This is a genomic window from Allobosea sp. NPDC003192 (genome assembly GCF_050275675.1).
Lineage (GTDB): Bacteria > Pseudomonadota > Alphaproteobacteria > Rhizobiales > Beijerinckiaceae > Allobosea.
This window is the reverse complement of record NZ_JBNNPK010000005.1, coordinates 115,586-127,030: the sequence shown is the minus strand read 5'-3', so window position 1 is coordinate 127,030 and position 11,445 is coordinate 115,586. Positions and strand designations below refer to the sequence as shown.

The 11,445-nt window shown below is 66.2% G+C and carries 9 protein-coding genes; 1 reads left to right on the top strand and 8 read right to left on the bottom strand.

Annotated elements, in window-relative coordinates:
• Positions 1–58: 58 nt before the first annotated feature.
• The gene (locus tag ACQKLX_RS09085; protein ID WP_427361257.1) at positions 59–1,732 is read right to left on the bottom strand and encodes a formate--tetrahydrofolate ligase; all 1,674 of its coding nucleotides are present in this window, start codon (positions 1,730–1,732) and stop codon (positions 59–61) included.
• A 229-nt stretch (positions 1,733–1,961) separates the two neighbouring features.
• On the opposite strand from ACQKLX_RS09085, the gene ACQKLX_RS09080 reads away from it, so the two are divergent.
• Positions 1,962–2,558: a dioxygenase family protein gene (locus ACQKLX_RS09080; protein WP_427361256.1), complete on the top strand. Its 597-nt coding sequence runs from the start codon at positions 1,962–1,964 to the stop codon at positions 2,556–2,558.
• Between the two features lie 4 nt (positions 2,559–2,562).
• On the opposite strand, the gene ACQKLX_RS09075 is transcribed toward ACQKLX_RS09080, so the two are convergent.
• From ACQKLX_RS09075 to ftsH, 7 genes are all read right to left on the bottom strand, one after another.
• Positions 2,563–4,548, bottom strand: coding sequence for a hypothetical protein (locus tag ACQKLX_RS09075; protein ID WP_427361255.1), 1,986 nt, complete (start codon positions 4,546–4,548; stop codon positions 2,563–2,565).
• A gap of 101 nt (positions 4,549–4,649) precedes the next feature.
• Complete coding sequence (locus tag ACQKLX_RS09070) at positions 4,650–5,063, bottom strand: low affinity iron permease family protein (RefSeq protein ID WP_427361254.1); 414 nt, start codon at positions 5,061–5,063, stop codon at positions 4,650–4,652.
• 76 nt (positions 5,064–5,139) lie between these two features.
• Complete coding sequence (locus ACQKLX_RS09065; RefSeq protein ID WP_377008800.1) at positions 5,140–6,252, bottom strand: S-(hydroxymethyl)glutathione dehydrogenase/class III alcohol dehydrogenase; 1,113 nt, start codon at positions 6,250–6,252, stop codon at positions 5,140–5,142.
• 32 nt (positions 6,253–6,284) lie between these two features.
• Positions 6,285–6,584 carry a metal/formaldehyde-sensitive transcriptional repressor gene (locus ACQKLX_RS09060; protein WP_427361253.1) on the bottom strand — a complete coding sequence of 100 codons (300 nt, stop codon included), beginning with the start codon at positions 6,582–6,584 and terminating at the stop codon, positions 6,285–6,287.
• Between the two features lie 167 nt (positions 6,585–6,751).
• Positions 6,752–7,642, bottom strand: a complete 891-nt coding sequence (locus ACQKLX_RS09055; RefSeq protein ID WP_427361252.1) for an outer membrane protein — start codon at positions 7,640–7,642, stop codon at positions 6,752–6,754.
• 264 nt (positions 7,643–7,906) lie between these two features.
• Complete coding sequence (gene glmM / locus ACQKLX_RS09050) at positions 7,907–9,250, bottom strand: phosphoglucosamine mutase (protein ID WP_427361251.1); 1,344 nt, start codon at positions 9,248–9,250, stop codon at positions 7,907–7,909.
• Positions 9,251–9,455: 205 nt separating this feature from the next.
• Positions 9,456–11,381: an ATP-dependent zinc metalloprotease FtsH gene (gene ftsH / locus ACQKLX_RS09045; protein ID WP_092156102.1), complete on the bottom strand. Its 1,926-nt coding sequence runs from the start codon at positions 11,379–11,381 to the stop codon at positions 9,456–9,458.
• Between the last annotated feature and the right edge of the window lie 64 nt (positions 11,382–11,445).

Here is an 11,445-nt window from a genome sequence, read left to right as displayed (position 1 = left end):
CGCGATATGGTTTACGTTTCGTTGACGAATAGGGTGGGCGCCTGCCCGGCCGTAAGGGTTAGAACAGCCCCTCGATCTGGCCGTGCGCGTCGATGTAGATGCGCTCCGCTGCCGGCTGCCGCGGCAGGCCGGGCATGGTCATGATGTCCCCGCAGATCGCGACGACGAAGCCGGCGCCCGCCGAGAGCCGGAGCTCGCGCACCGGTACGGTGTGGCCCGACGGCGCGCCGCGCAGGGTTGGATCGGCCGAGAAGGAATATTGCGTCTTGGCGACGCAGACCGGCAGGTTGCCGTAGCCGGCTGCCTCGAGCTCGGCGAAACGGGCGGTCACCTTGGCGTCGGCGGAGATGCCGGCCGCACCATAGATCTCGCGCGCGACCGTCTCGAGCTTCTGGCGCAGCGGCATCGCATCCGGATAGAGTGGCGCGAAATCCGCCTCGCCACTCTGCGTCAGCGCCGCGACCTTGGTCGCGAGCTCCTCGGTACCCGCCCCGCCTTCCGCCCAATGCCGGCAGATCACCGCCTCGACGCCGAGATGATTGCGGCAGAAGTTCTGGATCAGCGCGTGCTCGGCCGGCGTGTCGCTGGTGAAATGGTTGATCGCGACGATCGCCGGCACGCCGAATTTGCGGACGTTCTCGACATGGCGGGCGAGGTTTGAGAGGCCAGCTTCCAGCGCCTTGAGGTTCTCGCTGCCGAGCATGTCGCGGGCGACGCCGCCATGCATCTTCAGCGCCCGCACGGTCGCGACCACCACCGCGACATCCGGCTTCAGGCCCGCCTTGCGGCATTTGATGTCGAAGAATTTCTCGGCCCCGAGATCGGCGCCGAAACCGGCCTCCGTCACCACGTAGTCGGCGAGCTTCAGCGCGGCGCGCGTCGCGATCACCGAATTGCAGCCATGGGCGATATTGGCGAAGGGTCCGCCATGGACGAAGGCGGGCGTGCCCTCCAGCGTCTGCACCAGGTTCGGCATCAGCGCATCGCGCAGCAGCACGGTCATAGCGCCTTGGGCGTTGAGCTCGGCCGCCGTGACCGGGCGCTTGCTGCGAGTGCGGCCGATGACGATGCGCCCGAGCCGCTCCTCCAGATCGGCGAGATCGTTGGCGAGGCAGAAGATCGCCATCACCTCGGAGGCGACGGTGATGTCGAAGCCGTCCTCGCGCGGGAAACCGTTGCTGGCCCCGCCGAGCGAGGAGACGATCGCGCGCAGCGCCCGATCGTTCATGTCGACCACGCGACGCCAGGCGACATGGCGCTCATCGAGATCGAGTCCGTTGCCCCAGTAGACATGGTTGTCGAGCATCGCCGCCAGCAGGTTGTGGGCGCTGGTGATGGCGTGGAAATCGCCGGTGAAGTGCAGGTTGATCTGCTCCATCGGCACGACCTGGGCATAGCCGCCGCCGGCCGCCCCGCCCTTCTGACCGAAGCAGGGGCCGAGCGAGGGCTCGCGCAGCGCGATCATGGTACGCTTGCCCAGTCGCTTCAGCCCGTCGCCGAGGCCGACCGTCGTCGTGGTCTTGCCCTCGCCGGCCGGCGTCGGGCTGATCGCGGTGACCAGGATGAGCTTGCCATCAGGCTTGTCCGAAAAGCCCGGAATCGCACCGGTGTCGACCTTGGCGATGTATTTGCCATAGGGGTGCAGCGCTGCATCGGGAATGCCGGCTTCTTCGGCGACCGCGCCGATGGCCTTCAGTTTCGCCGCGCGGGCGATCTCGATATCGGTCGACATTCCGTCCCTCAGAGCCTGCTCGACGGGACGCCCAGTCGGCCATTTCCCTCGCGGGCGCGACTATTGCCGAAAAACGCGACAGGTCGCCAGCGCGTGGGCACATGGATGCAATGTGCCCACAGGAGTCTCTTCCTCCCCCGCCATCATCACAGTTAGGCGAGGCCCAGCCTTTGCCCGAAATCGGACATCAGCCGCATGGCAAGAATGGCGACATCGCAAGGGAGAAACCATGTCGGATGTTCCAAGTCGCCGAGACCTGCTCGCGCGCCTCTCGGCTGCGGGCTTCGCGAGCCTCGCACTCCCGGCCGAGGCATTCGCACAAGGCGCCGAATTGCCGACGACACCGGCCTGCGAGGGGCACGCCAGCGCCACGCCGCGCCAGACCGAAGGCCCCTATTTTACGCCGGCTTCGCCGCTGCGCGCCGACCTGCGCAGCGACGGCGACGGCACGCTGCTGGTGCTGAGCGGCTTCGTGCTGACCCGGCAATGCCGACCGGTGCCCGGCGCCCTCCTCGATTTCTGGCACGCCGACACATCCGGACAATACGACAATCGCGGCTTCCGCTTCCGCGGCCATCTCTTCGCCGACCAGCAGGGGCGCTACCAGCTCGTCACCCGCACGCCCGGGCTCTATACCGGCCGCACCCGCCATCTCCATGTGAAGGTACGAGCGGGCGCGCAGAGCCCGGTGCTCACCACCCAGCTCTATTTCCCGGACGAGCCCGGCAACCGCCGTGATGGCCTGTTCGACCAGAAGCTGCTGATGACTCTCCGCCCGGCCGAAGGCGGCCAGCTCGGCCGCTTCGACTTCGTGCTGGCGGCCTGAGCCGCTACAGCCGCGCCTGCGGGTCGGGATGCCCGTCGATCCGCATCTGGAACAGGAAATAGGTCGGCGAGCAGAAGCCGTAATCCCTGACCGTCGTGGTCGCGCCCGGCACATCGTCAGGAATCGCCTGGCACATATAGTCCTCGCGGCAGAAGCTCGTCGCGCTGCAGGTGCCGCGATTGCCGCGCGTCACCGCCTTCGACAGGCAGTCGTCGAACCGGTTGGTCGCGACGCAATCGTCGAAGGCCTTGCCGCCGGCGAGCCCGCAGATCTCGTCCGGCATCTTGCCATTGGCGAAACCGGCGAAGGTCCGGTCGGCCGGCGTGCACTGGCGATAGGCCATCCCGGCGGGAACGCCGATCTTGGCCGGCCGGCAGTTGAAGGCCGTCTGCGAGAAGCCGGTGGCGAAGGCGCCGAACTGCCCGGTCTTGCGATAGCGGTCGAGATAGGGCTTGCCGACGGCGGTGGTGATCGCCCCGGTCAGGCAGGGCTGGCCGGAGAAATTGCGGGCCTCGTCCAGCCTGACGCACTGGCCGAGCTCGATCCCGACCGCCTTGCTCTCGACCAGCGGCTTGCAGACCGAGCCGGCGGCGCAGCCCCAACCCTCGCCGAAGGCCTTCGCGCTCTCGCCCGTCAGGCAGGGCATGGTCAGCGCGGCCGGTCGATAGGCGAAGTTCCGGCCCGCCTGCCAGCTCGCCGGCGGCGCGAAGGATGGCGGGCGATAGCGCTCCGGCTCGGCGCCATCAGCGACGGCTGCGACATAGGCGGCGCGGCGAAAACCTTCGGCATAGACATGCGGGGAGATGCCGGTCTTGATCCGGTTCAACGCCGAGGTCGAGCCGTCGTCGAGCCCGAACATGTGGAAGCCGGCGGTGGCGCCGGCCTGATGGCAACCCACGCAGGAGCCGTTGTCGAGCCGCTCCAGCAGCGCCTTCTCGTTGCGTACCAGCCGGGTCCTGCCGAAATCGAGCCCGGCCAGCGCGCTCGCCGGCACGGCCTCGGTGAAGGGATGATTGGCCAGCCGAGCACTGCCGAAGGTCGAATAGGAGATCGCCTTGGTCGCCAGGAAGCGCTCGGGCAATTGGTAGACGCCGCGGTCGATCGCCGGGAGATTGGTCCTGACATAGTCGATCAGGCCCTGCCGGAGCGCCGCATCGCTCTTCAGCTTCGCCACATCCGGCGTGTTCTCCAGCGGCTTGGGTTTCAGCGTGAGGCCGCCTTCGCTCTTGGAGGCAGCGAAGATGCGCTGCAGATAGGCCGCCTGCCCGCCGAACTCGGTCTCCATGCCAGAGGGAAAGCGCACGATCTGGGCGTTGAGTTCGACCTGCTTGAGGCTGATCCGCTCCTTCGCCAGCGGCCCGCTGGCGAGTTGCCGAGCCAGCGCGGCCGGATCGCCGCTGGGCGCGATCGACCAAGCCTGCGCAGCCTCGCGGCAGGAGCCGCCCTCGCCCGCCTTGACGCTGAACACAGCATTGAGCGTGAACGGCAGGCGCGAGGCCAGCCGGCGCTTCAGCTTCGCATCGTCGAAGGCATAGGCGAGCCGGTAGATCAGGCGCACCTCGCCGCAACCGGTTTCGCCCAGCAGTGCAGCGAAGTCCTGCCGGTCGAGCCGGTTGACGATTGCCGTCAGCTGGAAGCGGGCGATCGGCGAACGCAACCAGCGCAGGTCGATGACCCGGCCGACATTGCCGTCGGTGACCTCGTAGAGCCTGCGGCCATTGGCCAGCATTTCGGCCCGCAGCGCGGTGACGTCATCGCCGACCTGGACAGCGATGGTGCGAAAAGCGGTGCTGTCCTTGGCGAGTTCGGCCGTGCTCTCCGCCCGCCTGCTGCCGAGAACATCGGACAGTGCATAGCCTGCCGTTTCGAGGTGGCGGAGCGTGGCGACATCCTGGACGTCGAGAAGCGGCTCAGCCGCGTCGGCAGGTTCGCTTGCGGCGAGACAGGCCAGCATGACCAGACCAAGCCCGCGCCAACCAGCCTCCCGCATGGCGTCCGTCTCCGGCAGATTCGCGCCACGTTGCGCAAGGGAAAGATAGCGTCACGCCCATCGGCGTCCAGCCAGCCCAATGCGGCTTTAGCCGGCCGATCTCAAGGCGAGGTGCGCTTCTCACGCAGCGCGCGCGCCTTGCGCGCCAGCTCTTCGAACTCGGCCCGCATCTCCTCGAGCTTGTCCTCGTCGAGTTCCTCGAGATCGAGCAGTTCCTCGCGCGCGCCTTCGAGCTTGTTGATCAGCTCGTCGAGCTTGATCTGCATCGCAGCCGTATCGCGGTTCTGGCTGTTCTGGATGATGAACACCATCAGGAAGGTGACGATCGTCGTCGAGGTGTTGATCACCAGTTGCCAGGTATCGTTGAAGCTGAAGAACGGACCCGACGCCGCCCAGACGACGATGATGGCGAGCGCGACGAAGAAGGTCTGCGGCTTGCCGGCCCAATGCGCAGTCGCCTGCGACAGGCGGGTGAAGACGGAACGATTTCCGAGCGCTGCGACTTTCGTTGCCATGACCTGTCCCCGCTGGAACGCCTGCACCGATCAACCCGGATCAGGTGCAGGCGTTCCCGGAGGATCGTGATCGTCGTCAGTAGACCACGACGGAGCGGATCGACTTGCCCTCGTGCATCAGGTCGAAGCCGTGGTTGATCTCGTCGAGCGAGAGCTTGTGGGTGATCAGGTCGTCGATGTTGATCTTCCCTTCCATGTACCAGTCGACGATCTTCGGCACGTCGGTGCGCCCCCTCGCCCCGCCGAAGGCGGTGCCCTTCCAGACGCGGCCGGTGACCAGCTGGAACGGCCGGGTCGCGATCTCCTTGCCGGCCTCGGCGACGCCGATGATGATCGACTCGCCCCAGCCGCGATGGCAGCATTCCAGCGCCTGGCGCATCACATTGGTGTTGCCGGTCGCGTCGAAGGAGAAGTCGGCGCCGCCCCCGGTCAGGTCGACGATCGCCTGCACCACCTTGTCGTTGCCGATCTCGGCCGGGTTGATGAAGTCGGTCATGCCGAATTTTTCGGCCATCGCCCGCTTGGCCGGGTTGATGTCGACGCCGATGATCTTGTCGGCGCCGACCATGCGGGCGCCCTGGATGACGTTGAGGCCGATGCCGCCGAGGCCGAAGACGACGACGTTCGCCCCGGGCCAGACCTTGGCGGTGTAGATCACCGCGCCGATGCCGGTGGTCACGCCGCAGCCGATATAACAGATCTTGTCGAAGGGCGCGTCCTCGCGCACCTTGGCGAGCGCGATCTCGGGCAGCACGGTGAAGTTCGCGAAGGTCGAGCAGCCCATATAGTGGAAGACCTCGCCGCCATCGCAGGAGAAGCGCGAAGTGCCGTCCGGCATGAGGCCTTGCCCCTGCGTCGCGCGGATCGAGGTGCAGAGATTGGTCCGGCGCGACAGGCAGGACTTACAGCTGCGGCATTCCGGCGTGTAGAGCGGGATGACATGGTCGCCGGGCTTCAAGGTCGTCACCCCGGCGCCGACCTCGCGCACGATACCCGCGCCCTCATGGCCGAGGATCGCCGGGAACTTGCCCTCGGAGTCCATCCCCGACAGCGTGTAGGCGTCGGTATGGCAGATGCCGGTCGCCATCACCTCGACCAGCACCTCGCCGGCCTTCGGCCCGCCGATCTCGATGGTCTCGATCGTCAGCGGCTTGCCGGCTTCCCAGGCCACGGCGGCACGTGTCTTCATCTCAGCATCCTCCTTGAGAGCATTGCCCGCACCTATTTCAGATAGGTTCGCAGCATCCGTATGATCCCGTCGAGCTCGGCTTCGGGCTCGAAACCGGCCTCTTCTCCGCCGCGACGTCCATCTCCCCGCGCAAGATCGAAGGTCTCGCGCAGGTGGCTTTCCAGCACCTCGGCCATCAGCCCGTTGGCAGCCCCGCGCAGTGCAGCGATCTGCTGCAGCAGCGCGCTGCAATCCACGCCCGCCTCGACCGCGCGCTCCAGCGCCTCCGCCTGGCCCTTGATCCGGCGCAGCCGGGAGATGGCTCGCTTCTTCTCGTCCGGACTATGCGGCATGGCCTGTCATGCCATAGGGCTAAGATACTCCTAGGGAGTATGTCAACCGAAGGCAGCCTGGCCGCGGCGACATCGCATCAGGCATGCGCCGGCCGATGCCAGGCTCCGAAAAGAAAGAGCCGCGCGAGCGGGGCTCGCGCGGCTCTCCGATCGGAAATGTCGGTTGATCAGTACTTGCGGACAACCGGAGCCGGCGCGTAGGTGACCGGGCGCTCGACCGGGCCGCAGCAATCGGGATCGCCGAAGTTCCAGCGCATGCCGATCTTGATGTCGTGGCTGTCGAGCGACTTCACCTTCAGCGGTGCGTAGGTGTCGTTCAGGAAAGCGTTGCGGATCGGCCCGGACTGGGCGTCGCCGAGGTTGAGATAGCGATAGCCGACTTCGAGCGTCAGGTTCTTGTTCACCTCGTAGCCGACACCAGCCATCAGGGCCCAGGCGACACCGGTCTTGGTTCCGCTGCTGGCGGTCCCGAGCGTCGGCTGGATGATGGCGGTCGTGGTGTCGACCCAGTTGGCGCCCTGGTCGGTCAGGCCGGTGATCCGGTTGCTCGCGAAGCCGATACCGGCGCCGATATAGGGCGTCAGGCAGTTCCACGTGCCGAGATCGACATAGGCGTTGAACAAGGCGACCATCGAGGACAGGTTGCCTTTGTAGGTATTGGTGAGAATACCCGGATTACCTACAGCATTGGTGTAGTCGATGCGGTCATTGACGCCGATCGAGCCACCGCCGCGATATTCGAAGGTGCCGTCGACACGGAACCAGTTGTTGAAGCGATAGCCGATACCGACGCCGCCGAAGAAGGTCGTGTTCTGATCCGTCGCACCGAAGAAGGTGCCGCCATCGGCGCGGACGTTCGCCTGCTCGTACTTGTCGATCTGCTGGTAGCCGACACCGACGTCGCCGCGCAGATAGATACCCGACGAGATCGTGCCGCGTAGTTCCGGCGGCGGCGGCGGGGCCATCGGCTGGGCGACCGGAAAGTCTGCGGCGCTGGCGATGGCGGAGGCGCTCAATGCCATGGCGCCTGCGAGCGCAAGGGTTTTCAGGCTGCCCATGGCAGGTCCCTTCGAGTTTGCGCGCAGCTGGACTCGAGTGCGCGCGAGTTACCGATGGGGAAACCTTGCCACGGATTTCTTAAACGACACTTAACCCTAAAAACTAACCCTATCGAACCGTAAACGCTGGCGTTTCAACTTCCGGAGGCCAGTTTTCACGAAGCCCGTTCGATCGAGGCGGACCACTCTTTCGAGAACACGCTGTCCTTCCGGCCCCGACCAGGCGAGGCAAGAAGCACAGCCAAGAAGCCCTGACGGAATGCGTCAGGCAGCCGCCTTGGCCACCGCCTCGACCACCTCGTCGACGGCGCGCAAGACAAGGTCGCGATCGTCGCCTTCGGCCATGACGCGGATCACCGGCTCGGTACCGGACGGGCGGATCACCAGCCGTCCGCTCTCGCCGAGCAATTGCTCGGCCGCCTTGATCGCGCTGACCACCGGCTTCTCCTCCAGCGGCCGCCCCTGCTTGTAGCGAACGTTCTTGAGGATCTGCGGCAGCGGTTCGAAGCAATGGCAGACCTCGGAGACCGGCTTCTCCTGCCGCTTGACCACCGCGAGGAGCTGCAGCGCCGCGACCAGCCCGTCGCCGGTCGTGCCGTAGTCGGAAAGGATGATGTGGCCGGATTGCTCGCCACCGAGATTGAAGCCGTGGGCGCGCATATGCTCCAGCACATAGCGATCGCCGACCGCCGTGCGCGCCAGCGACAGGCCGAGGCCCGCCAGATAGCGCTCCAGGCCGAGATTGGACATCACGGTCGCGACGATGCCCGGTGCGGACAGCCGCCCGTCCTCCTGCCAGCTGCGCGCGATCACGCCCATGAGCTGGTCGCCATCGACGATCTGGCCGTGCTCGTCGACGATCAGGACGCGGTCGGCGTCGCCGTCGAGCGCGATGCCAAGATCGGCGCGCAATTCGCGCACCTTGCTCGAGAGCGCCTCCGGCCGGGTCGAGCCGACATCCTTGTTGATGTTGAAGCCATCGGGCTCGTCGCCGATGGTGATGACCTCGGCGCCCAGCTCCCAGAGCGCTTCCGGAGCGACCTTGTAGGCGGCGCCATTGGCGCAATCGAGCACGATGCGCAGGCCGTCCAGGCCGAGATTGCGCGGCAGCGTGCGCTTGGCGAACTCGATATAGCGGGCATGAGCGCTGTCGATGCGCTTGGCCCGGCCGAGCAGTGCCGAGGGCGAGAGCTGTTTGCCGAGATCGGAATCGATCAGTCGAGTGATCTCCGTCTCAAGCTCGTCGTTGAGCTTGTAGCCGTCGGGGCCGAACAGCTTGATTCCGTTGTCCTCGTACGGGTTGTGTGAGGCCGAGATCATCACGCCGAGATCGGCGCGCATCGAACGGGTCAGCATCGCCACCGCCGGCGTCGGCATCGGGCCGAGCAGCAGCACATCCATGCCCACCGAGGTGAAGCCCGCCACCAGCGCGTTCTCGATCATGTAGCCCGAGAGACGAGTATCCTTGCCGATAACCACGCGATGGCGGTGCTCGCCGCGGCGAAAGGCGATGCCGGTCGCCTGGCCCACCCGCAGCGCCAGATCGGGCGTGATCACGCCGTTGGCGCGCCCACGGATGCCATCGGTGCCGAAATATTTGCGTGTCATCAGGAATGCCCTCGGAGCCCTGTCCGAACTGTTGCTTTTTTTCAGCTCATACAGGCTCTTCGCCTGCTCAGCTTCTCACAAATTGTGTCGGACCGTATCCGTCAAGCTCCGGTAGCGCGGTCCGGAGTGAAATGCGGGGACAGGCCAACGAAAAGGGCGGCCCGAAAGCCGCCCTTCCCGATCAGGCTGACGATATCGAGCCCGCTCAGGCCTGCGGCTGCGGCTCCAGCCCGGCATCGGGCTCATCGCGCTTGCGCCCCTTGCCGGCGCTCGGCACGGCCGAGCCACGCGGGGCGTGCGGCGTGTCGGCGTCGTCGCGCGCAGGGCGCTTGCCGGCGATCAGGTCGCGGATCTCGTCGCCGGTCAGCGTCTCGTATTCGAGCAGCGCCTCGGCCACCGCGACGAACTCGTCATGATGCTTGCTGAGGATCTCCTTGGCGTCGACATAGCCCTGATGGACCAGCCGGCGCACCTCGCTGTCGATCTTCTGCGCGGTCGCCTCCGACAGGTTCTGCGTCCGGCCCATCGACATGCCGAGGAAGACCTCCTCCTGCTGGTCGCCATAGGCGACGAGACCGAGCTCGTCCGAGTAACCCATCTGGGTGACCATGGCCTTGGCCATCTTGGTCGCCTGCTGGATGTCGCCGGTAGCACCCGAGGTGATGTTCTCCTTGCCGAAGGTAATCTCCTCCGCGACGCGCCCGCCCATGGCGACCGCGAGCTGCGAGGTGAACTCCTTGAACTTCATCGAGTAACGGTCGCCCTCAGGCAGGAACTTGACCATGCCGAGCGCGCGGCCGCGCGGGATGATCGTCGCCTTGTGGACCGGGATGCCGGCCGGGACATAGAGGCCGACGATCGCGTGGCCGGCCTCGTGATAGGCGGTCAGCTTCTTCTCCTCCTCGGACATGGCCATCGACTTGCGCTCGGCGCCCATCATGACCTTGTCCTTGGCGTCCTCGAATTCGAGATGGGTCACCATGCGCTTGCCGCGGCGGGCGGCGAGCAGGGCAGCCTCGTTGACGAGGTTCATCAGGTCGGCGCCGGAGAAGCCGGGCGTACCGCGGGCCAGCACCTTGAGGTCGACGTCGGGAGCGAGCGGGACCTTGCGCACATGCACGCGCAGGATCTTCTCGCGGCCGGCGACGTCCGGGTTCGGCACGACGATCTGGCGGTCGAAACGGCCGGGGCGCAGCAGCGCCGGGTCGAGCACGTCCGGCCGGTTGGTCGCGGCGATGATGATCACGCCCTCGTTCGGCTCGAAGCCGTCCATCTCGACCAGCAGCTGGTTCAGCGTCTGCTCGCGCTCGTCATTGCCACCGCCGAGGCCGGCGCCACGATGGCGGCCGACGGCGTCGATCTCGTCGATGAAGATGATGCAGGGCGCGTTCTTCTTGGCCTGCTCGAACATGTCGCGCACGCGGCTGGCGCCGACGCCGACGAACATCTCGACGAAATCCGAGCCCGAAATGGTGAAGAACGGCACGTTCGCCTCGCCGGCGACAGCGCGCGCGGTCAAGGTCTTGCCGGTGCCGGGAGGGCCGACCAGCAGCACGCCGCGCGGGATGCGGCCGCCCAGGCGCTGGAACTTCTGGGGATCGCGCAGGAACTCGACGATCTCCTGCAGGTCTTCCTTGGCCTCGTCGATGCCGGCGACATCCTCGAAGGTGACGCGGCCATGCGCCTCGGTCAGGAGCTTGGCCTTGGACTTGCCGAACCCCATCGCTCGGCCGGCACCGTTCTGCATCTGGCGGGACATGAAGATCCACAGGCCGATGAAGATCACGAAGGGCAGCGAATTGACGAGCAGCGCCATGAACCAGGGCGTGCCTTCGGACGGGGCGCGGGCCGAGACCTGCACGCCCTTCTGCGCCAGCGTCTTCAGCAGCGCCGGGTCGCCATAGGGAGCATAGGTGACGAAGCTGCGGCCATCCGAGAAGGTGCCGGAAATCTCCTGGCCTGCGACCACCACATTGGCGATGCGGCCGGCCTCGGACTCGTTGATCAGCTGGCTGTAGGGAATTTCATTGGTGCTGGCGCGCTGGCTCGGGCTCTGGAACAAGGTGACCAGCGCCAGAACCAGCAGGAAGATCACCACCCAGAGGGCGAAATTGCGGAAGTTCGGATTCATTATGGTTCCGATCCGCTCGCCGGCGGAATTGCCGCGCGAGCCTGTGGTTTTCGCAGCTTAATCT

Excerpts from the sequence above, each read along its gene's own strand:
- ACQKLX_RS09085 (WP_427361257.1), bottom strand. The coding sequence starts at position 1,732 with ATGTCGACCGATATCGAGATCGCCCGCGCGGCGAAACTGAAGGCCATC.
- ACQKLX_RS09080 (WP_427361256.1), top strand. The coding sequence starts at position 1,962 with ATGTCGGATGTTCCAAGTCGCCGAGACCTGCTCGCGCGCCTCTCGGCT.
- ACQKLX_RS09075 (WP_427361255.1), bottom strand. The coding sequence starts at position 4,548 with ATGCGGGAGGCTGGTTGGCGCGGGCTTGGTCTGGTCATGCTGGCCTGT.
- ACQKLX_RS09070 (WP_427361254.1), bottom strand. The coding sequence starts at position 5,063 with ATGGCAACGAAAGTCGCAGCGCTCGGAAATCGTTCCGTCTTCACCCGC.
- ACQKLX_RS09065 (WP_377008800.1), bottom strand. The coding sequence starts at position 6,252 with ATGAAGACACGTGCCGCCGTGGCCTGGGAAGCCGGCAAGCCGCTGACG.
- ACQKLX_RS09060 (WP_427361253.1), bottom strand. The coding sequence starts at position 6,584 with ATGCCGCATAGTCCGGACGAGAAGAAGCGAGCCATCTCCCGGCTGCGC.
- ACQKLX_RS09055 (WP_427361252.1), bottom strand. The coding sequence starts at position 7,642 with ATGGGCAGCCTGAAAACCCTTGCGCTCGCAGGCGCCATGGCATTGAGC.
- glmM (WP_427361251.1), bottom strand. The coding sequence starts at position 9,250 with ATGACACGCAAATATTTCGGCACCGATGGCATCCGTGGGCGCGCCAAC.
- ftsH (WP_092156102.1), bottom strand. The coding sequence starts at position 11,381 with ATGAATCCGAACTTCCGCAATTTCGCCCTCTGGGTGGTGATCTTCCTG.